The following is a 23,036-nucleotide window of genomic DNA, read 5'->3' as shown; positions in this document are numbered from 1 at the left end:
GTGGCGGCCGGGCTATTTATCGGCTATAAAAGCCTCAAAAAGATAAAATGAAGACAAAACAACTTTCTATTTCCCTATTGGTAATCAGTGTTTTAAGTATTAGCACAGCCTCTGCCCAAAACAAAAAGTTTTACATTTTTTTGTGCTTCGGCCAGTCAAATATGGAAGGCAATGCCCGCATACAGCCACAGGATACTGTTGTTGGTCCGCGTTTACAGGTATTGGAAACTGTGGACTGCCCTAACCTTAAACGCACCAAAGGCAACTGGTACACAGCCGTACCACCACTGGCACGCTGCAATACCGGCCTCACCCCTGCCGACTACTTCGGCCGTACCCTGATTGCCACCCTGCCCCCTGATGTAACAGTTGGTATTGTGAACGTATCGGTAGCTGGTTGTAAAATTGAATTATTCCAGAAAGACAGCTATAAGGACTATGCAGCCACCGCACCCTCCTGGATGGTGAACATGATTAACGAATACGGCGGCAATCCCTACGGCCATTTGGTAGAGATGGCTAAACTGGCTCAAAAATCCGGTGTGATTAAAGGCATCTTACTGCACCAGGGCGAATCTAACCCAAATGATACGCTTTGGACACTAAAAGTAAAAAGCATTTATGACATGCTATTAAAAGATCTTCGCCTGAAGGCCAGAAGAGTTCCGTTGCTGGCGGGACAGCTTGTTAACGAAGACCAGGGCGGCAAGTGCGCTGCTATGAACCGTATAATTGATAAACTCCCCGAAATTATCCCCAATGCTTATGTGATCAGTTCAGCCGGCTGTCCGGCCGCACCGGATAAACTGCACTTCACTGCTGAGGGCTACCGGAGCTTAGGCGCACGATATGGGCAGAAAATGTTAAGCTTATTGGGTTACAAACAGCAAGCTACCACCAATCCCACGACTGCCGGGCCAACAGACAATACAGGCAGGTGATGGCCCGTCTGCATTAGCCATAAAACTGGTTCTCCTATGCCACACTCTTAACGCTTCCCTTTTTCACCCGGTACTCGGATGGCAGAACATTATATTTTGCCTTGAATGATTTGGTAAAGTAATGCGGCGTTGAAAAACCAATGGAGTAAGCGATCTCGGCAATGGTCAGGTCGGTTTTTTCCAGCAGTATAGATGCCTTATCCAGCTTTATGGAGCGGATAAATTCCACAGGCGGCTCGCCGGTTAGTTCGGTGATCTTGCTATAGAACGATCCCCTGCTCATACTAAAGTGATGGCTGATCTCTTCGACTGAAAATTTAGGGTTGTTGATGTTTTTCTCAATATATATCACTACGTCTTTAATAAACCGCTCTGACGAGGATTCGATATCCATGTCTGCAGGGATAACTTTTATCTTTTTCTGATAGGTTTCTTTAAGCGACGTGTTTAAATGAAGCAGGTTTTTGATCTTAATATTCAGGATATCGAAGTTAAATGGCTTGGTCAGGTAATCGTTTACGCCAAGTTCCAGCCCTGCAAGTTGCTCCTTCTGGCTGGTCATTGCGGTTAACAAAATGATGGGTATATGGCTGGTCCTTTTATCAGCCCGAAGTTTACAGCTTAGCTGGATCCCATCCATATAGGGCATGCTGATATCACTAACTATCAGGTCGGGATGTACGGCAAGTGCTTTGTGCCACCCCTCACGGCCATTAGCCGCCTCCGACACTTTGTATGTTACGGCCAGGCTTTCGGACAGGTATTGCCTCATTTCATCATTATCTTCAATAACCAGCACATGGAGCCGGTTAGCACCCGGTATAGCTGTCGTCTTGGGTTTCCTGTCTTTGTCATCGTCGGTAACGCCGGGGGCTGCCTTCGGTGTGCTTTGATCAAATATTGCCGTCTCCGATAAATTAATCACAGGCAATGAAATTGTTAACGAAAATATTGAACCTTTACCCGGTTCACTTTTCACACCGATCTCGCCGCCGTGCAACTGTACAAGCTCACGTGTTATGGATAAGCCTATCCCGCTTCCCTGGTTAAGTATGGCAGGCTGGGCATCTGCCTGATAAAACCTGTCAAAAACATGGCCAACCTGCCCGGGTGCTATGCCCGTACCTGTGTCCGAAACCGAAATACCCAATTGGTATGAATTACCATCTTCCGAAATAACAGGAGCGGTAACTTCAACAGTAATTTGCCCGCCGGGCATGGTAAATTTAAACGCGTTGGATAGCAGGTTAAATAATATCCGCTCAACCTTATCATGATCAAATTTTACAAATAACCTTTCGCCGGCGGTTTTAAATGCCGTAACGATCTTTTTTCTACTCGCCAGATCGTAAAACGAATCGGCAACTTCGCGAACGAAAGAAATAAATTCTCCTTCAACCAAATTCAACTTAAGCTCATTCTCTTCAAGCTTTCTGAAATCAAGCAATTGGTTAACCAGGTTAAGCAGCCTGCGCGAGTTTCTTTTAATAACGCCTAATTGTTCGGTAACGGGCCCGCTGTTAGGCTGCTCAAGAAGCTTATCAACCGGCGCCATTATCAAAGATATCGGTGTTCGGAATTCATGGCTCAGGTTGGTTAAAAACTTAATTTTCATTTCATCCAGTTCATGACGGGCTTCGGCGGCTTTACGTTCCTGCTCATCGTGCAGTTTCTTTTTAAGCTTTTTAACCCCTTGCCTGCGGATGAGCAACAACACGCCAAAGGCCAGCAAAACATACAGCACATAAGCATATATGGTCATCCAAAAAGGCGGCTTCACTATAATTTTCAAGGATGTGCCGGTATTATTCCATTTTCCATCGTTATTAGATGCCCGCACCCTGAACGTATACTCTCCCGGATCAAGGTTGGTATAACTGGCCGTTGTTGATGTGCCCGCATTTTTCCAGGTATTACTAAATCCTTCTAAAATGTAAGCATAGTGATTTTGCTGCGGCAGCGTATAATTAAGCGCCACAAAGTTTATGGAGATGTCTTGCTTATACTTAATGGTGATTTCTTTTGCCTCACTGATATTAACAGGCAGGGGGTTATCGCGGTTGGGCGAAATACGTTTATTATCTATACTCAGGGTAGTTAATACAACCGGCGGCAGGTTTTTATTAAGCCTTACATCTGATCCCTTAAAATAATTGAACCCGTCTACCCCGCCAAAGTAAAGTGTACCATCTGCGGCAATAATACCCGATCCATTTAGAAAAACATTGTTCTGAAGTCCGTTATCGTTACAATAAACATAAAGTTTCTGATCAGCAGGATCAATTCTTCCAATCCCCTGGTTTGTACTGAACCATATATTATTCGTTTTATCCTGCAAAATTTTACAAATTACACCGTTCGGCAACTGGTTATTGTATTTAAACGCAGTTATTTTTTTAAGCCGATGATCGTACAAGAAAAGGCCGTCACCATTAGTACCTATCCACATATTCCCGTTAGCATCTCTTTTTAAGGATAAAACCTCTGCAATGGGAAGGCCTGTATTGGTTGGATTTAACGTATCGAACAATTTGGTATCGGGGTTATAAATAGCGATGCCGGTACCATATGATCCAACCCACATATTGCCGTCTTTATCCTCTTCAAACGCTCTGATATAGCCATTTGATGGCAACTTATAACCTCTTACCGCCACAAAGGAAGGTTGAAATCTGCGGAAACTATCAGCCTTCGCGTCAAAAATATCAATACCGGCGCCGTTGGTACCTATCCATACATTACCAGAGCGGTCTTCCTTAAAGCAAAAAATGTTATTTTGACTGATGTTTAGCTTTCCGGTACCGCCGGTGAATTGTGTATAGGCATTGTTTGTGGTATTGAACTTAAAAAGCCCGTGGCCAAATGTTCCTATCCAAAGCTGTTTTTTATGGTCCAGCAGCATAGCCAGAACAGGCAGGCCCGCCGAGTTTATTTTTTCCTTCGGTTTGATAATAATATGAGTGAAACGGTTGGTTTTGTTGTTGAAAATGCTAAGCCCGCCGCCGTCCGTCCCGACGTATAATTCATTATCATTTTTTTGCGCGAAAGATGATACGATTGGCGCACGTAAACCATAAGGGTCTAACTCGGTAGGTTGCACATAATTAAACAAAGTGAGGTTTTTGTCGTATTTATTTATACCGCCCATATACGTACCAACCCAATAAATGCCTTTAGGATCGATATAAATGCTGCGGATGGATTTACTGTTAAGACTATACGGATCGCGCGGGTCATGGCGGTAACGAATGGATTGACCTGTGTTGATATCCATAACATTCAGACCGCCTTCTGTACCAACCCAAATGTGGTCTTTATCATCCGCAGCAATGCTGTAAACAATGTCACCGCATAACGACTGCTCATCCTTATCATTATAGCAATAATTGATAAAGTGTTCACCATCCTTCGCCAGGCGGCTTAAGCCATTTGATGTACCTACCCACAAATTGCCCGCTTTATCCTGCGAAACCGTCATTACAACATCCGAAGGTAAACTGCGGAGATCATTTTTTTGATGGCGAAAGGCTTTAAAGCGCTTATGCGTATCATCATATAAATACAAACCTGCATTGGTGCAAACCCACATCCTGCTGTAACTATCCTGAAAAATATAGCCCATGCTTTTAACCGGGATCTGCCCTGATTTGTCTGTCCCGGTTTCAAAATGACTGATATGCTTACGATCGGGACTGATCACATCAAGGCCATTTACCGTCCCCACCCAAATAGCGCCTTCGTCATTTGCACAAACAGCGGTAATAACCCCCTGGCTTAAACGCTGCCCTTTTAAGGCCGAACTAAAGCTTTTGAAGTCATCTGCCGCCTTATCGTAATAATACAACCCAAAACCGATAGTGCCTACCCATAGCGTGCCGGTACGGTCCATACTGATACTGCTTATTTCATTGGAACCTGGCTCTACCTGTCTTTTGGCACCCAGCGGATAAACTTTAAACCTCTTTCCGTCGTACCTGTTCAGGCTTTCTGATGTGCCTATCCACATCATCCCGTTATGATCCTTCACTATTGCGTTCACGGCGTTACCCATTAATCCCTGCCTGGTGGTTAAGGCGGTAAATTTCAAGTTAGGCTTTTGAGCATGTGCCTGGAAACAGGGCCCGGCTAAAACGACTAACGTAAGTATAACACGCACAGTGCCGGCCAGCACCATATTAATCTTTCTGCGTATACACAAATCGGGTACAGAATGCATCATAACAAACAGGTTACTAATTTCCGGCGCGGTAACCCACAGGAAAAAATTGTTGATGAACTATGGTTTTAAAATTGGTATGGTTGATGTTTTCGAACAACATCATTATCCAAATTTACATTTTGTGACGATGAAACAGGCAAACTTTTGTTCAAAGAAATAACACACTGGTTCAATTGTATCGGTAATTATTGTATAAAAGTGCATATCGACCAGTTTGCGGCGACGATATCGCCAGGCCCGCCATTGACAAACGTTGTAAAATTATGGTAAAAACTGCTTGCCTTGTTTTTGGTATAAAAATACTTTTATATTAAAAAAAGCTGCATAAAATAACAGGATAGCCATTATAAATTATTCATAAGATTTCATCGCGTATCTGCTTTTTTTATAAACAACGGAAACAGGCCTGGCAAAAGTCAAACGAAAACAACCACTCAAATATGTGTAATAAAAACAATTAATCACAATTTAATCATTTATCACTGTCCGGGCGTTTTGTAGCATTAAAACATCCCCGGCACTTACTACATCCGCAATTTATAAACCTCAATATTCAATTATGAAACCCAAACGTTTACTTGCCTTATTGGCTTTACGGCTCAAGTTGTTACTAAATAATCACTACTAATCCAACTTTTTCCCAATAAAAATATATTTTAAATTCAATATCGATAAGCATTTAGTTACAGATTTGTTACATTAAGCTTTAATTTCAACCATTATTTAAGTATAACACGTATGGATGATTTTTTAGCGGCCAGATCTCAAATGGCCTTATCCTTAGGTTTTCATATCATATACTCCTGTATTGGTATGGTGATGCCTGTTTTTATGGCCATATCGCATTTCAAATGGATAAAAACGCAGGATCCCGTTTATAAAAACATCACTGTTGCCTGGAGCAAGGGCGTGGCTATATTTTTTGCTACCGGCGCAGTATCCGGTACTATGCTTTCATTTGAGCTCGGATTGCTTTGGCCGGGCTTCATGAAACACGCCGGACCTATCTTTGGCATGCCATTTTCGCTTGAAGGTGTAGCATTTTTTATCGAAGCGATAGCACTTGGCCTGTTCCTTTACGGTTGGAACCGGCTGAACAATTGGGTGCATTGGACAGCCGGGGTCATTGTTGGACTTAGCGGTATAGCATCGGGCATCCTGGTAGTATCAGCCAATTCATGGATGAACAGCCCCTCCGGGTTCGATTTTGTGAACGGCCAGTACATCAATATCGATCCTGTAAAGGCCATGTTTAATAAAGCCTGGTTTTCCGAATCGCTGCACATGACCATTGCGGCTTTTTCGGCCACAGGTTTTGCTGTGGCAGGTATACATGCACTCATGATCTACCGTAAAAAGAATATCGCTTTCCATACTAAGGCTTTTAAAATAGCCATCATTTTCGGTGCGGCCGCAGCTATATTGCAACCTTTCAGCGGTGATCTATCTGCCAAAAACGCAGCTAAACGCCAGCCAGCGAAACTGGCGGCAATGGAAGCTTATTTTCATACCCAGAAATACGCACCATTGGTTATAGGTGGTATTCCTGATACCGCGGCTAAAAAAGTAAATTATGGCTTGGAAATTCCCGGTTTATTAAGCTTTTTGGTGCACGACAACTTTAAAACGCAGGTAAACGGATTGGATAAGATCCCTGTTAAAAACCAGCCACCGGTAGCCGTTACGCATTATGCTTTCCAGATTATGGTGGGTATAGGCGTTTTAATGATGCTGATAGGGATCATTTATTTCTACGAGCTCTGGAAAAAGAAGGATCTGCTTTCCAAAGCCTGGTTTCTAAAAACTTTTATTTGGGCTACTCCGCTGGGTTTTATAGCCCTTGAAGCCGGTTGGACAGTTACCGAGGTTGGTCGCCAGCCCTGGATAATACAAGGGGTTATGCGTACCAGCGAGGCTGTTACCCCAATGCCCGGCATCCAATATTCTTTTTACCTGTTCAGCTTTATTTATTTTACACTAAGTGTGGCTGTTATATTTTTACTAAAAAGACAGATCCAGATGGTGCCTGAATTGTATGACCCTAAAACCGCCTGACCATGATGCTATATATTGTAATCCTTTTCCTTTTTGCGGCTATCACCCTCTACTTTTTATTAGGCGGGGCCGATTTTGGTGCAGGTATAATTGAACTTTTCACATCTACAGATAACAAGCACCGTACCCGCAAGATCATGTACCAGGCCATCGGCCCTATTTGGGAAGCAAACCACATGTGGCTTATCATTACTGTAGTGGTACTGTTTGTGGGCTTCCCGGTTATTTACAGCGAAATGTGTATTTACCTGCATATCCCGTTACTGGTGATGCTGCTTGGTGTAATTGCCCGGGGCACTGCCTTTTCGTTCCGTAATTATGATGCTATTAAGGACGAAAAAACACAGGCATTTTATACCCACATATTTGTTTATTCAAGTTTTGTTACGCCTTTGTTTTTAGGCATTATTGCCGGCAGCGCTTTATCAGGGCAAATTGATCCTAAGGCAACTGATTTTCTGCATGCTTACATCTTTAGCTGGTTCAACTGGTTTTCGGTCTCCGTTGGCTTTTTTACCGTGGCGCTTTGCGGCTTCCTTGCCGCTATTTACATAGTAGGCGAAACGGAGGATGTAGACGAAATTAAACGCTACATCCGCAAAGCAAAGATCATGAACATTGCCGCCGTGATATGTGGCGCACTGGTGTTCTTAGCTTCTCATTTTGAGCATGTTCAACTGGCTAACTGGATTTTTGGCAACCCTGTAAGCTTAGTTGCGGTAATTGCCGCAACCATTTCATTGGCAGTACTTTACCTGATTATATCACACCGCCGCAACAGGCAATGGATCAGGGTGCTTGCCGCTTTCCAGGTGTGTATGATATTGATATCGGTAGGGTTTTCGCGCTTCCCGAGGTTTGTCATTTTTAAGGATGGCAGTTCCATGTCCTTACTTAGCGAACATGCAAATAGTAACAGTATCGATGATCTGGGGATCGGTTTGTTGGTGGGCAGTTTGTTTATACTGCCGGCGCTGGGGTATTTGTATTACGCGTTTAAGAAGAGAACTTAACCATGATGCGCTTGATTTCAGGATTTCATGATATCGTATGTTAAATCAGGTCAATCGTGAAATCAAACGCATCACGGTTCTAATGATAAAAAAGTGCTGTCAAATATTACATTTGTGTTGTGAAGAATTATTTAAAGATCCTGTCAATCGACGAATACTCCATTACGCCTAAGTACCTGCAGCTGTCCAACGCCATTATCAGGGCCATTGAAAGCGGGCAGATTGTAAAGGATGATATGCTCCCCTCCATCAATGATCTGAGCTATGCACTGGATACTTCACGCAATACCATTGAACGCGTTTATAAGGAACTGAAGGAGAAAGGCATAGTGAGTTCCGTTCCGGGAAAAGGTTTTTTTATTTCCAATACCGATTTTCAGAAGCCGCTTAAGATTTTCCTGTTATTCAACAAACTCAGCGCACATAAGAAGATCATTTATGATGCCTTTGTAGCTACTATCGGCGAGCAGGCTGCTATAGACTTTTATATTTACAACAACGATTTTTACTTTTTTAAAAAGATCATTGCCGAAAGTATCCAGAGCGATTATGCCAAATACATCATTATCCCGCATTTTTTGGATAATGAAACCAAAGCTCATGAGATCATCAATACCATACCTAAAGACAAGCTGATTTTACTGGATAACATGGTACCTGGTGTAAACGGTAAATTTGCAGCGATATATGAAAACTTTGCTACGGATGTTTACGAGGCGCTGAAGAGCATGCTGGATAACCTCAGTAAATATCATACGCTTAAGCTGATTTTCCCCGGCAAAACCTATCACTCTAAAGAGATCATGAAGGGCTTCCTGAATTTTTGCAGGCAGTATGCTTTTGAGTATGATATTGTTGAAACACTATCGACAGAAACTATCCAGAAAAATACGGTATATATCAGTCTAACCGAGGATGACCTGGTTGATCTCATTAAAAAGATCATCGCTTCCGATTTAAAAGTAGCTAAAGATGTAGGCGTGATTTCCTACAATGAAACAGCGCTAAAAGAGATCATTCTTGACGGCATCACCACCATATCAACCGATTTTAAATTGATGGGCAGCAAAACTGCCGAGTTTGCATTGAACAACTGTCATGAACATTTCGCGGTTCCGTTTACAGTGAGGTTGAGGAGTTCATTGTAGAGCCCATGCCCCCTAACCCCCCTGAAGGGGGAACGATAGTGGTAGAAACTAAACTTCCAGAAAAATCATGCAGCGCCTCTTGAGGTGAAGACAATGTAGAAACCAGCTTACGAAGGTTTAAAGCTTCTTAAATCTGGTTTCTACAATAGAAGATTATTTTATTTCAACTCCCTAAGCTTGATACTTCTGAAAAACACTTCATTGCCATGATCCTGCAATAACAAATGCCCTTCTGCAGCTTCGCCGAAATTTTTCCAGATGGTGTACTTGCTAATGGCTACCAGGTCGCGGAAGGCTTTTGAACCGCGTTCGTATTCCAGCACTTTTACGCCGTTTAAGTAATGCTCAACATGGTTGTTTGGATATACCACCACACGGCCGGTATTCCAGGCTCCTATCGGATGTACAAAACGTTCTTGTTTATTGGCCTTGATAAGGTCATATAATGAAGCTAAAGTACGGTCGCCATCACGGCCTAATTTGGCATCGGGATGCAGTTTATCATCAAGTACCTGGTACTCCAGGCCAATAGCCGACCCTTTAGTAACTTCAGACAGGGTGACAAAATACTTAACACCGCTATTGGCACCCGGCGTAAGTTTAAATTCAAACGACAGGTCAAAAGCGCTGTAATTATCATTGGTCACGATATCACCGCCGCCAGATTCTTCCTGTCCGGCAGATGGCAGCACGTGCATGGTACCGTTAGCATATTCCCAGCCTTTTTCAGGAAAACCTTTGAGGGTTGCACCGCGCCAGCCTGTATTGGTTTTGCCATCGTATAGTAATTTCCAGCCGTTTGCTTTTTCAGCAGCAGTTATGCTGTTTGGGGTAAGGTTAACCACATAAACATCCTTTGGAAACGGCTTGGGTTTTAAATTATTGGTTTGCAGGTTCAGGTTTTTAAAGTACACCTTTTTACCGGCTTGCTTTTCTTCGCTTACGGCATGTACTTGTAAAGCTATAAAACCTTTGGTGTCGATAGTATCTACCACATCACTGGCAGGTACACCGTTTATCCAGGTTTTCATTTCGTTGCCGATACATTCTATCCTGATGTGATTGTATTCGCCTACTTTAAATGCGTCTTTGGCCTTTGGGTTCAGGTCAAGCGGATATAGCCAGTCGCGACGGCCTTCGTCATAAATACCACCAGTCCATTTGCGCGATGATGGATCTATTTCAAATTGCCTGCCATAAACTTTTCCTTTACCCTTATTACCTGCCGGGTCATAATGGCTGCGGGTTTGAACGCCCGAATTGCTCAACTCACTTTCAATTTTTGCATCCAGCTCTAATATAAAATTACCGTATTCCTTTTCGGTAACTAAAAATGAATTGCCCGAGTTGAGTACAGTGGTGCCTACTATGGCTCCGTCTTCTATTTTATAATCGGCATTACCGGCAAGTTTTTTCCAGCCTTTAAGGGTTTTACCATCAAACAGTTTGGTTTGCGCACTTACAGGCCCGAATGCCGTTGACGCCAAAAGCATAATAGCAGGGTAGATTATTTTTTTCATATTTGATATTTTCTTGTTTGATTAAACTAAACGAGCCCCTCTAATTTCTCACAGAAGAGGAGACTTAAGAGCTTTTAAAGCCCTCTCCTCTGGAGAGGATTGGGTGAGGCTTACACCTTCACCTCCCAACCCTTTTCATACTCCCTGCTCCAAAGCTTTTGAGCTTCGGGATCATTTAAAATATGACCATTATCAGGATCGATATGCAATACGCGGTCAACGCGGTATGATATATTACCCAATTGCGGTAACAGGGTTGACTTGAAGCCGATCTCAATCGGGCAGTTCAGTTTATCAGTTCCCCTTATCGAATCCGTAAAGTTTTTCATGTGGAAGCCATCCAGCGCTTCTGTTGGGCTTACCTTGTTGGTGCCGTCCACTTTGGTATCATCCTTAACTTCCTTTACCAGCTTGTTGTCACCATCGTAAACACGATAGCTGTTGCCGCTATCATAAAACAGGGTTCCTTTATCTCCATAAAATACTACCCCCCTGCTTAATTTTTCGATCTCGAAACCATTACAGCTGCGGCACTCCCATTCGGCAGCGGTATTGTTAGGGAAATTATAAAGGATATTTTGTGTATCCGGCGTTTGCCAGTCATCATTAAAATGGAAGCGTCCGCCTGTTGATACTACCTTGTTCGGATAGTCGGCACCAAGGCCCCAGCGGATCACGTCCAGCTCATGTGTACCGTTGTTCAGCGCTTCACCTGTTCCCCAGTTCCAAAACCAGTGCCAGTTATAATGGATCAGGTTATCCTGGTAAGGCCTTCTTGGCGCCGGGCCCTGCCACAAATCATAATTTAAATTGGCAGGTACAGGAACCTGTTTGCCTTTACCAATGCTTAAGCGATGATTGGTATACCAGCCTTTAGCGTAATAAGTACGACCGATTACCCCATCATGTAATTCCTTCACCATAGCCTGCACATTAGAGAATGAGCGGCGCTGACTGCCCATTTGCACCAATCGTTTATACTTATTTGCTGCTTCAACCGCCATTTCCCCCTCGTGCGGATTATGACTGCAAGGCTTTTCTACATACACATGTTTACCGGCCTGACAGGCCATGATAGTTGCAGGGGCATGCCAGTGATCTGGTGGGGCAACCACTACCGCATCAAGATCCTTTATCTCCAGCATTTTGCGGATATCCGTTAAGCCCTGTGGCTTTTTGCCTGTTTGTTTGTAAATGGCATCAATCGTTTTAGCAACCACGTTTGAGTCAACATCGCAGATATAACCGATCTCCACATTGGGTAATTTGGCAAAACTTTGGGCAAGATATAGCCCGCGGCTGTTAGTGCCCATCATCCCTAATACCACTTTTTCGTTGGGCGATCCTTTAAAAAATCCGGACGCTTTTGATAGTTGAGGTGCAAGCAGGAAACTTGTACCAGCTACGGCAGTGGATTGAATAAACTTTCTACGGTTGATCATGTTCAAAACAGGTTAATTGGGTTGATAAGCACGCCCCGGCGGACTGCCCCGCAAATTAGCTAAGTTTTGGAAAGGGCTAAAGCTATCCGGTCATTTTTTTATGAAGCAATTGTAATTTAACTGTTACTTAATCGAGCTTAAAGCGGAAAGCTGAAGGCTCAAAGCGAAAAATCAGCATTAGGCTTTCAGCCTTGAGCTTTTAACTTTTTTAAAGCAGAAAGCCCCTGTAAAGGGGCTCCGGGAGTATTAATTTGCAGGACATGCTTTAAACAAGAGGTTGTATCGAAAATACATCGAGCTTTGAAGTTTGAAAATTACGTACACGTTTGTATACGCCGTTGCCGTTGCTGCTTCCATCGGTATTGGTATTTCCTTCAATGGTATCAAATAAGTCGCCATGTACGCCAATAACAATACCGGTATGTACCCAGTCGTTTGGTGTTTTCTGAACCAGGAAAATGTCGCCGGGCCTTACTACAGCAGGATTGGCCCTTACTGTTGCAACACGGCTTAACAAGCCTTTATTAATGCCGGTAGCTCCTACAGTATCACAGCTGTAGGTTAGCGGCATAAGAGTACGAAAATCTTTTCCTAATTGGCTTGCGGCCTGATCAATGATGGTTTGTACAAACCCCATACACCAAAACCACTCTGTTCCTTCATTATTATCCATATAAGCCCGCACCCAGGGACCGCAATTACTTTGCCCCTTAACAGTAAGTTCAAATGGTGCGTTACTTAAATGCTGAATGGCCGTATTAACAACCAATTCCCTTAAGCCGGTACCTGCTACGGGGCTTTTAAATGCGTTTATCATGGGCTGGCATAGCTGGCCGAAAACGCTGCTGTCAACAATGCCGGTTTGCGACAGGTTTTTTGCCTTCTGGAAATTTTTAACTGCTGTTTCGGTGCCCGGGCCAAAGCTGCCGTCAATGCCTGTTGCTGTACCTGCCGAAGGGTTGGTAACCGCATACAGATTAAGCCAGCTTTGAATTTTACTTACTTCTTTTTGATTGTTTGAGGCACTGCCTTTTTGTTGGGTAGCCGATATAGCTATTTCTTTGAGGTATTGTTTTTTGATCATAAAGGAAAGGTTTAATAGTGATAAGGTTTAGATACCGTAATAACAGATATCGCATTACCTTCAAAAGCAAAGCTAAAGCAATCATTACAACTATAACAGCGTACTGTTACGGGATTTAACAGGAAAGCTTACGTAAAACTACGTAAGCTTTCCTGTTAATGCTTTTTAATATTGTATTGGCAGCGGTACCAGCTTTAAGTTCTGGCGCTGGTGCCAATATGGGTATATGGGGTCTACCTCGCTGGCGGCATCCAGTTTCTTAACCTGTTCAACCGTCAAATTCCACCCTATGGCGCCGAGGTTTTGCTTAAGCTGTTCTTCGTTACGTGCCCCAACTACGAGGTTGGCAACCGTAGGCCTTTGCAGTAACCAGTTCAATGCAACCTGTGCCACAGATTTACCTGTTTCTTCGGCAACTTCGTCAAGCGCATCAACAATATTATATAAATGATCAAAATTTGTGGCCGGGCCGTGGGCACCGCCCTGCACCGTCCTTGAGTTTTCGGGGATTGGCTCTCCTCTTCTGAATTTTCCGCTTAGCTGGCCGGATGACAGGGGGCTCCAAACAATAGTGCTTACTTTTTGATCGATACCTAAAGGCATCAGTTCCCATTCAAACTCGCGGTTGAGCAGGGAATAATATGCCTGGTGCGCAATATAACGGCTCCAGCCATACCTTTCAGATACCGAAAGCGATTTCATTAAATGCCAGCCCGAAAAATTGGAGCAGGCAATGTAACGCACTTTACCGCTGGCAACCAGGTCGTCCAAAGCTCTTAATGTTTCTTCCACCGGGGTACTGGCATCAAAGCCGTGCATGTGATAGATATCAATCCGGTCGGTATTTAAACGGCGAAGACTGTCTTCGGCCGATTTAATCAGGTGATAGCGCGACGAACCAAAATCATTAACGCCCTCTCCCATTGTAAAAGTGGCTTTGGTTGAGATCAGCACTTCATTACGGATGCCTTCCAGGGCTTTACCTAATATTTCTTCAGAAATACCACGCGAATAAACGTTCGCGGTATCAAATAAGTTAACACCTGCATCAAGGCAAATATTAACAAGCTTTTTTGCTTCATCAACCTGGGTATTGCCCCATGCCTTAAAAAATTCATTGCCACCGCCAAATGTAGCAGTGCCAAAACTTAACACCGGCACCCTTAAGCCGGATGCGCCTAATTGTCTGTATTCCATAGTTTGATGTTTTTATAAAGTAAAGGCCTCAGCCTGTATCGCAAATTTATGCGGAATGGTTACTGGCAGGGATTTTTACACATCATAAGTTTGTCATTTATAGCTAATGTTTCCTTGCAGAGCAGTAAACAAATCTTAGTTTTGGGTAATGATTGCAGATCCGCTAAGCGTTTCCCTTTTTGAGATGAGGCTGGAAGAAATCCATCGCCGCGACCCTATGCTAAGGTATGAGATCAGCATTCGCGATTTTATTGCCTTATTCCCGCTTAAAATAAAAAACGGAAAAGCTGTAAAACCCGAGCAGCCTTCTTCCTTTGCCTTAGACAGAGAGGTGTTTTTGCAGGTGCTTGTAGCGTTTAACCAGTCATTCAACTAAATTAATCCCCCCCCCGTTGTTTCGTCCAATCAGGAACACTTCTAAATAACAAATAAACAATTTTGGCGGCTTATCAAGTTTTAACTTTGGCCAAAATTTAACACATGGAGAAAACTAAACTTACCATTAATAATAACGGTTCGGTTAAAATAGAAGGCGATTTTGAAATAGTTGATATGCAGGGCAACGCTTACGGTTTACAGGGCCGTACGGTACTTTCTATTTGCCGTTGTGGTTTATCGGCAAACAAGCCATTTTGTGATGGTTCGCACAAAGGCCATTTTGAACATAACGCTATCGCATTTGATCTTCCGCCAAAAAAAGTGTAAACAATTGTTTTAATATACATAAAGCCCGGTGTTTAATTACATTGGGCTTTTGTTTTGTACAGGATTTTAAAATAATCTGCATTTTTGAAAACTATGCTTAAAACAATAAGGCGGCACTTTTTTCATATAGGCTATCACGGTGTAAGGTATTCGGGCTGGCAAAAACTCTCGAAGGCAATTACCGTGCAGGAAGTAATTGAAACGGCCCTCTCCAAAATCCTGAAACAACCTGTCGCCATTAACGGTTGCGGTCGTACAGATGCCAAAGTGCATGCAAGTCAGTATTTTTTTCACGCCGATATTCCTGATAATTTAGATTTCGATCTGTTGTTTCGCCTTAATAAACTGCTCCCTGATGATATAGCTGTGTTTGATATTATCCCGATGCAGGGAGATCCGCATGCCCGTTTTGATGGCGTGATCCGTACCTATGATTATTTTATCCATAATTATAAAGACCCGTTTCTTAGTAACTTCAGTTCACTTTATCCGGATCAGGATCTTGACCTGGATGCAATGAAAAAAGCCGTTTCAATCCTTCCTAACTACACTGACTTCCGCGCCTTATCCAAAACGCCCGACAAGGTTGAGCATACTATTTGTCACGTAAAATCTGCAGGGCTTTACATTGATAGCAAAGGTGATAAGCTAAGGTTTAACATTACCGCCAACCGCTTTTTATATAGGATGATCAGGATCACTGTTGGACGCCTGCTTGAAATTGGCAAAGGGCAGATGAGCACAGATGAATTTGAGTTTTATATCGCCAGCAAACAAACGCCCAAAATCATTATCCCGGCTCACCCTCAGGGTTTATACCTTTCAAAAGTAACTTATCGCTATCTTGATCTTGAACCGCGGTCGGCATTTTCACTGCTCAACAGTACAGACTGGCATCCTTTATAACGTTTATCTGCTGATTTTTAAAAAAATGACGCGTTAATTTGGTACTTTTGCACCCTCATTTTAATTTTTAATAGTATCCTGATGGCGTGGTCTGATAAATTGAAGCTTAATAAACAATTGTTGCGTTCGGTAAACGAAGCCGGTTTTGCAAACCCTAAAGAGCTTCAGCTTAAAACCATCAACCGAATAATTGGCGGGCAGGATATTATTGCCATTGGCCCCGAGGGCAGCGGGAAAACCACCACTTATGTATTAGGCGTATTAAACCGCTTTAACTATGCCCCCGAAGGTGTTCCGCGTGTATTGGTGCTTGTGCCCGAAAAAGAACAAGTGTTTGCTGTTATGGAACAGTTTGACCGGCTTAACAAAAATAAATCTATCCGTATAGTTGGCTTATACGTTGCGCCTGGCTTCGAAAGCCAGATGGATGAGCTTGCCGATGGTGCCGACATTGTTGTAGCCACTCCTGACAGGGCAAGGGCTATCTACCTTAAACTGGCCTTAAATTTAAATAAAGTTGATTTACTGGTGGTTGACGATGCCGACCAGATAGTAAAGAAAGGCTTGCAATTACCGGTTGTTGAACTGGCTAACAGTATTGACAAAGGCCAACACCTCGTGTTTACTGAGGTGATGCACGCCAAGCTCGAAAAAATGCTTGATCCGTTTATGAGGCAACCCACTGTAATTGAGGTTGATGAATTAAGCGAAATAGCTATCGAAACCCACGAACAGCTTTTATATAACGTACCAAACTTCGGCACCAAGCTAAACTTGCTTAATTTGTTTATGTACGATGAAGAGCTGTTTACCAAAACAGTTGTATTCGTAAACACCCAAACAACTGCCGAAAAGCTTTTTCAAAGCCTCAAAAGCCGTTTACGTACAGGTGTGGCATACCTGAACCCCAAATTTTTCGACACAAAAGGGTTCAAAACCATTGAAGAGTTTAAAGCAGAAGCAGGTGCAAGGATCCTGATCGTGACTAACGAAAATGACGAAAACCTTAACCTGAGCGGTATCCCCTTCCTGATCCATTTTGATTTGCCTGCAGATAATGAACTGTTTATTAGCCGCGTAGTAAACCATAACCCCGGCAATAACGACGAAACGCTGGCAATGACCTTTGCTACTGATATTGAGTTAAGCCAGGTGAAAAAGATTGAGCAGATGATAGGGAATAAAATTCCTGTAGCCGAGCTGCCGGATGATCTGGTGATCGTAACCGAGTCGAAGCCTAAAAAAGCGGATACTAAGGAAGATGTTAAACCCGCAGGTGTTGGCGAAGCTTTCCACGAAAAAAAAGCATCAAATGCTAAAACTTATAATTTAAGTGCCAGTACTAAGGCTAAAATGAATAAGAAGAAAAAGCACGGGTAGTAATATCTCCCATGTCATTCAGAATTTGTTTTGGCACCCCATAAACCAGGAAGCCGATTTACTCAGTGTGGTTGCTTAGCGCGTGAGGTGTTGAAACAAGTTCAACATGACATTTTTTATAACCATCACACTATCTCCAAATACAACTCTTCCACTTTTTTCCTTGCCCAGTCTGTTTTCCTTAAAAACTTGAGGCTTGATTTAATACTTGGGTCATCGTTAAAACAATTAATCCTGATCCGTGTGCCCAGTTCTTTCCAGCCAAAGTGAGCTACCAGTTCATTAAGGATCATCTCAAGGGTTTTGCCGTGTAAGGGGTTGTTGGGCTGTTGCTGCATATGGCAAAAGTAAATGTTTGTTTTGTTAAAATAGTATAACAAAATTTGTTGCCCTCCCGTTTAAATACTAAATGATATTAGCTGATATTTAATAAACGGTAAATTTTATTAAATTTAATGCAGCCAATCATGCACGATTAAACCACTTCTTCAATTTGCCCAAAAATATTTTAATGAATAGCTATAAGTGTTATCTTGTTTTATTGTTGCAAGCTATTTCGTTATGCGTGTTCTCACAAAACCGCCCCATTCATTTTCAGCATATCGGCAGCCGGGAGGGGCTTTCTGAACTAAACGTCAATTGCATTATGCAGGATAGCCGTGGCTTTATATGGGTGGGCACGCGCGACGGTCTTAACCGTTATGACGGTAACAAATTCAAAGTTTTTAAAAACATCGTCAACGATACTAACAGTATCAGCAACAGCTTTGTTCAGGATGTACTTGAGGACAAAAACGGAAACCTGTGGATCTCGACCAGCGGTGGCGGTTTAAACATGTACGATCGCAAATTTGATCGTTTTATCCATTATCGCCATAATCGAAACAACGCCAATTCAATAGCGAGCGATATCTTAGTTAAGATAGCACTTGATAAAAGCGGCAACCTGTGGATCTCGAATCAAAAAGAAGGCCTTGATCAGTTTAATATTGCGAAAAAAAAGTTTACCCATTACCGGTATAATGCGGCCGATGCAGCCAGTTTAAGCGATAACAATGTCCGCACAGTTTATGTAGACAGCCAAAATAAGTTATGGGTGGGTACAACCTATGGCGGATTAAATCTTTATAAGCCTCAAAGCAATAATTTTACCCGCTTTGTTCATGATGAAAGCATCTCTTCTTCTCTGTCAGCCAACAGGATCAATGTTATTTTGGAAGATAGCGATCATCGTTTATGGGTTGGCGTGAGTGATGGGGGCCTTAACTTGTTTAATCCGGCAACCCAAGCTTTTACTCATTATAAGAATGATCCACACAGTAATAATTCCCTTTCGTACAACACGGTACAATGCCTGGCCGAAGACAGTAATCACAACTTGTGGATAGGTACGGAAAATGGCGGCTTAAGTATTTTTAATTATGCCGAAGGTAAGTTTAACAACCACTTTGAGGATGATGTAGATAACAGCAGCATCGCCAATAACTCAGTTGATGTGATCCTGAAAGATAAGAGTGGGAATATATGGATCGCCGCGTTTGCCTCAGGACTTAACTTTTATAAAAAAACAAGCGAAAATTTCATACACTACCAGCACAGCGCACAGCCAAATAGTTTATCAAACAACTTTGTACTAAGTATTTACGAAGACAAAAATAACAACATCTGGCAAGGCACCGATGGCGGCGGCCTTAATCTTTTCGACCCGGAAAAGGGCGAATTTAAGGTTTATAAAAACAACAAGAATGACGATGCCGGTATTTGCGGTAACTATGTTTTGGCTATACAGGAAGATGCCAAAAATAACCTTTGGATTGGCACCTGGGGCGATGGGGTTAGCATGATGAACCCGCAAACCCGCAGGTTCAGGTCATTTAAACATAACCCGGATGACAGTACAAGTATAAGCGGTAATAATATTTACGCCATAGCCAAAACACTTAATGGAAAACTGTGGTTTGGTACCCTCGGAACAGGGCTTGATTTGTTCGACCCTAAAACCAATAAATTCATTCATTACCGCCATAATGCCAATAAGCCGGGGAGCATAAGCAGCGATAACATCAACTCGCTGCTTGGCGACTCAAAAGGTAACCTTTGGGTAGGCACTAATGATGGAGGCGTAAACCTTTATGATGCTGCAACTGATTCATTTAAGCCGGTACAATACGAAAAACTGAACAGCGCGGTGGGCAATAACACCGCGCTCGATCTTTTTGAAGACCACCTGGGTAATATCTGGATCTGCACTTATGGCGGGCTTTATCGTTTAAACCCTGCTACCGGTAAGGTTACAAACTTTAAAGTAAAAGATGGCCTCCCCAATAATTACATTTATGCGGTTGAAGAAGATAACAGCGGTAATTTATGGATCAGTACCAATAAAGGCATTTCCAAATACAACCCTAAAACTAACAAATTTAAGAATTTTACCATTGAGGATGGTTTACAGGCCGACGAGTTTAAACCTCACTCTGCTGTAAAAAGCCATGATGGCACCATGTACTTTGGCGGTGTTAACGGGTTTAACATGTTCAATCCCGAAAATATCCGTGAAAACATATATAACCCTCCGCTGGTGCTTACCGATTTTCAGATTTACAACAAATCTATCCGCGTAGCACAAAACAGCGATGATCCTTCACCCCTGAAGGAAGATATTTCCGAAACAAAATCGATAACCTTAACACATGATCAATCAGTTATATCGTTTGAATATGTATCGATGGACTTTGCCCTGAGCAATAAAGAATCGTATGCTTATTTGCTCGAAGGCTTTGATAAAACATGGAATTATGTAGGCAATAAAAATACGGCCACTTATACCAACCTATCGGCGGGTAACTATATATTCAGGGTAAAAAGCCGCAGTGCCGATGGAAAATGGTCTATCCGGCAGGTAAGTCTGAATGTCACTGTATTACCGCCATTCTGGCTCACCTGGTGGTTTATCAGTCTGCTGATTTTACTGATTGTAACGGCCATTTATGCATTTTATCGATATAAAGTAAATGCCATAGTGAAACAAAAGAACCTGCTTGAAAAGCAGGTTAGCGAACGTACTGCCGAGGTTATGCAACAATCGGAAGAACTGAAGGCCCAGTCCGAAAATCTGCAAACCTTAAATATCGAACTTCAAAATCAATCAGAAGAGTTACAAGCTTTGAACGAAGAGCTGCTTTCCCAGTCGGAAGAGCTGCAGCTACAAAAAGAACAGGAACGCGAGGCCCGGGAAGAAGCTGATAAAGCCAACCAGGCTAAAAGCATATTTTTAGCCACAATGAGCCATGAGATCAGGACCCCAATGAACGGTGTTATTGGCATGGCCTCTCTCCTGGGCGAAACTGAACTGAATGCCGAGCAGCGCGATTATACGGATACCATTATTTCATGTGGTGATAGTTTGGTAAATGTGATCAACGATATCCTTGATTTCTCCAAAATCGAATCAGGAAAAATGGAGATGGAGCAGGAAGATTTTGACCTGCGCCAGTGTATTGAGGAGGTGATGGATATCTTTTCGCAAAATGCAGCCAAACGTGAACTGGAGCTGGTTTACCAGATCGATCCTGCCCTGCCCCGGCAGATTATTGGCGATAGCCTGAGGTTAAAACAGGTGCTTACCAATTTAACGGGTAATGCGCTCAAGTTTACCGAGCGCGGCGAAGTATTTATTAAAGTATTTTTATCTAAAAACATTGGCGATAAAGAAATTGAGATTGGTTTTAGTGTGATGGATACCGGTATCGGGATTCCGGAAGATAAACTGACAACCTTGTTTAACGCTTTTTCGCAGGTTGATTCATCTACCACGCGCAAATACGGAGGCACTGGTCTTGGACTTGTGATTAGCCAGCGCCTGGTAAACTTAATGGGGGGTGAAATCTGGGCTGAAAGTGTTTATGGAGAAGGCTCTGTTTTTGTATTCACCATAAAAACAACTATCAGCAACAAACAGTCGAAACATGTACCTATTATTTTTAATGCAGAAGAGCTTGATGGCAAAAAGGTGCTTATCATTGATGATAATAAAACAAACAGGTTTATCCTCCAAACACAACTTGAACAATGGGGGATCCAAACGGTGGCGGCTGCCTCGGGCAGGCAGGCTCTTGAGATCCTTACTGCCAACAATGGGTTTAACCTGGTTATAACCGATATGGAAATGCCTGAAATGGATGGTGTGGGATTGGCCCGGGAAATCAAAAGCAATTATAAAGAACTGCCGGTAATTATGCTGAGCTCCATAGGTGATGGGTCAAAGAAAAAATATCCGGGCCTGTTTTCAACTATTTTAACCAAGCCGGTAAAACAATCGCAATTGGGTAAAAGCTTACAGGCCGAGTTCCAGGGAAAAACACAGGCGCCGGCCCCTGAAGCAAAGCCGGATAAACTGCTTGATGTGAATTTTGCGAAGGAAAATCCCCTTAGTATACTTGTGGCCGAGGATAATACGGTTAATCAAAAGCTCATTAGCCGTATGTTGGAGAAGCTGGGCTATAATTTTGAACTGGCCCATAACGGACACCAAACGCTTGATAAGTTAAAGGCTAATCCAACGTTCGATGTGATTTTTATGGATGTGCAGATGCCTGAGATGGATGGCTTTGAGGCAACCCGCCATATTCGCCAGTATGCTTTTAAACAACCCTTTATCATTGCTATGACCGCGAATGCCGGTCCCGACGACAGGGATATGTGCATAAGTGAAGGCATGGACGATTATATTGCCAAGCCAATGAAAACCGAAGCATTGATCAACGTTTTAAAGGGCGCTTATAAAATGACCAAAAATGTAAAGGGTAAATATGTTTAGCTGCTGGAAAGCAACAAGCTAATTATTGTGATGCCACACCCCAGTAACAACTATTGCGGATTTTTTTAAGAATTGCAGGTGTTATGCTTGATATTTCATGCTGATATTTATTTTGACTGTTGAGCAGGTACATGGTACCGCTGGTATTGTTATAAATATATGAGCATAAATGCGTGTCCTCACCGTCTTCATCTTTCTTTACATCAACCCTTATACCATTGGTTTTATTACTTGTATCGGGCGTTAATGCAGGGGCCGACGCTTTTACCCAGTTAATAGTATAATTTATATTTCGCTGCGAAATGCCATTGGTGTTTTCTTTATAGCTTTTGCTATCCTGAATAACTGCCAGCAAACATTTTACACATGGATCGCCCACAGTTGCCTCGCCATATTTTTTGTGCGGATTGTTGATCACGCTATCTTTTTTACCGGCTATGGTAACTGTTGTTTTTGAAATATCATTTGATACGGGCCTGGGTTTGTTTTGTTTGCAGGCAAATACGGTCATTGCCAAAGCGCAAAAACAAATACATGGTTTAAACAGAATCATGGTTTATAAATTAGCTCTTAACTTATATACATCATTTTAACTGTTTTGTGTTACTGT

The 23,036-nt window shown here is 42.7% G+C and carries 16 protein-coding genes; 9 read left to right on the top strand and 7 right to left on the bottom strand.

Annotation, left to right across the window (positions count from 1 at the left end; genetic code table 11):
• The first annotated feature begins 47 nt into the window (after positions 1-47).
• On the top strand, positions 48-941 hold the full coding sequence (locus SNE26_RS07540; RefSeq protein WP_321558749.1) for a sialate O-acetylesterase: 894 nt from the start codon (positions 48-50) through the stop codon (positions 939-941).
• A gap of 34 nt (positions 942-975) precedes the next feature.
• Here SNE26_RS07540 and SNE26_RS07535 read toward each other — a convergent pair whose 3' ends face one another.
• A complete protein-coding gene (locus tag SNE26_RS07535; protein ID WP_321558748.1) occupies positions 976-5,160 on the bottom strand; it encodes a two-component regulator propeller domain-containing protein in 4,185 nt (1,394 codons plus the stop codon).
• Between the two features lie 738 nt (positions 5,161-5,898).
• Here SNE26_RS07535 and SNE26_RS07530 point away from each other — a divergent pair.
• From SNE26_RS07530 to SNE26_RS07520, 3 genes are all read left to right on the top strand, one after another.
• Positions 5,899-7,215, top strand: a complete 1,317-nt coding sequence (locus tag SNE26_RS07530) for a cytochrome ubiquinol oxidase subunit I (protein WP_321558747.1) — start codon at positions 5,899-5,901, stop codon at positions 7,213-7,215.
• 2 nt (positions 7,216-7,217) lie between these two features.
• Entirely contained in the window at positions 7,218-8,228 is a 1,011-nt protein-coding gene (locus SNE26_RS07525) for a cytochrome d ubiquinol oxidase subunit II (protein WP_321558746.1), read from the top strand.
• Positions 8,229-8,347: 119 nt separating this feature from the next.
• The gene (locus tag SNE26_RS07520) at positions 8,348-9,376 is read left to right on the top strand and encodes a GntR family transcriptional regulator (protein WP_321558745.1); all 1,029 of its coding nucleotides are present in this window, start codon (positions 8,348-8,350) and stop codon (positions 9,374-9,376) included.
• A gap of 158 nt (positions 9,377-9,534) precedes the next feature.
• Here the strand turns inward: SNE26_RS07520 and SNE26_RS07515 are convergent, their stop codons facing one another.
• The 4 genes from SNE26_RS07515 to SNE26_RS07500 all read right to left on the bottom strand — a co-directional run bounded on the left by SNE26_RS07515 (position 9,535) and on the right by SNE26_RS07500 (position 14,619).
• On the bottom strand, positions 9,535-10,896 hold the full coding sequence (locus SNE26_RS07515) for a DUF1080 domain-containing protein (protein WP_321558744.1): 1,362 nt from the start codon (positions 10,894-10,896) through the stop codon (positions 9,535-9,537).
• A gap of 110 nt (positions 10,897-11,006) precedes the next feature.
• Positions 11,007-12,338, bottom strand: coding sequence for a Gfo/Idh/MocA family oxidoreductase (locus tag SNE26_RS07510; protein ID WP_321558743.1), 1,332 nt, complete (start codon positions 12,336-12,338; stop codon positions 11,007-11,009).
• Between the two features lie 265 nt (positions 12,339-12,603).
• Positions 12,604-13,422, bottom strand: a complete 819-nt coding sequence (locus SNE26_RS07505) for a peptidoglycan-binding domain-containing protein (RefSeq protein ID WP_321558742.1) — start codon at positions 13,420-13,422, stop codon at positions 12,604-12,606.
• Positions 13,423-13,587: 165 nt separating this feature from the next.
• On the bottom strand, positions 13,588-14,619 hold the full coding sequence (locus tag SNE26_RS07500) for an aldo/keto reductase (protein WP_321558741.1): 1,032 nt from the start codon (positions 14,617-14,619) through the stop codon (positions 13,588-13,590).
• Positions 14,620-14,803: 184 nt separating this feature from the next.
• Between SNE26_RS07500 and SNE26_RS07495 the strand changes: the two genes are divergently transcribed.
• The 4 genes from SNE26_RS07495 to SNE26_RS07480 all read left to right on the top strand — a co-directional run bounded on the left by SNE26_RS07495 (position 14,804) and on the right by SNE26_RS07480 (position 17,610).
• The gene (locus SNE26_RS07495) at positions 14,804-14,995 is read left to right on the top strand and encodes a hypothetical protein (RefSeq protein WP_321558740.1); all 192 of its coding nucleotides are present in this window, start codon (positions 14,804-14,806) and stop codon (positions 14,993-14,995) included.
• A gap of 104 nt (positions 14,996-15,099) precedes the next feature.
• Positions 15,100-15,324 (top strand): CDGSH iron-sulfur domain-containing protein, encoded by a 225-nt coding sequence (locus tag SNE26_RS07490; protein ID WP_110583172.1) that lies wholly within the window; start codon positions 15,100-15,102, stop codon positions 15,322-15,324.
• Positions 15,325-15,417: 93 nt separating this feature from the next.
• Entirely contained in the window at positions 15,418-16,230 is an 813-nt protein-coding gene (locus SNE26_RS07485; protein ID WP_321558739.1) for a tRNA pseudouridine synthase A, read from the top strand.
• An 81-nt stretch (positions 16,231-16,311) separates the two neighbouring features.
• The gene (locus SNE26_RS07480; protein WP_321558738.1) at positions 16,312-17,610 is read left to right on the top strand and encodes a DEAD/DEAH box helicase; all 1,299 of its coding nucleotides are present in this window, start codon (positions 16,312-16,314) and stop codon (positions 17,608-17,610) included.
• Positions 17,611-17,735: 125 nt separating this feature from the next.
• On the opposite strand, the gene SNE26_RS07475 is transcribed toward SNE26_RS07480, so the two are convergent.
• Entirely contained in the window at positions 17,736-17,948 is a 213-nt protein-coding gene (locus tag SNE26_RS07475) for a VF530 family DNA-binding protein (protein WP_091170888.1), read from the bottom strand.
• Between the two features lie 173 nt (positions 17,949-18,121).
• On the opposite strand from SNE26_RS07475, the gene SNE26_RS07470 reads away from it, so the two are divergent.
• Entirely contained in the window at positions 18,122-22,426 is a 4,305-nt protein-coding gene (locus SNE26_RS07470) for a two-component regulator propeller domain-containing protein (protein ID WP_321558737.1), read from the top strand.
• 22 nt (positions 22,427-22,448) lie between these two features.
• Here SNE26_RS07470 and SNE26_RS07465 read toward each other — a convergent pair whose 3' ends face one another.
• Entirely contained in the window at positions 22,449-22,979 is a 531-nt protein-coding gene (locus SNE26_RS07465; protein WP_321558736.1) for a hypothetical protein, read from the bottom strand.
• Positions 22,980-23,036 lie beyond the last annotated feature (57 nt).

The sequence above is a fragment of the Mucilaginibacter sp. cycad4 genome (genome assembly GCF_034263275.1).
In the GTDB taxonomy this organism is placed as follows: domain Bacteria; phylum Bacteroidota; class Bacteroidia; order Sphingobacteriales; family Sphingobacteriaceae; genus Mucilaginibacter.
This window is presented reverse-complemented; position numbering and strand designations above follow the sequence as displayed.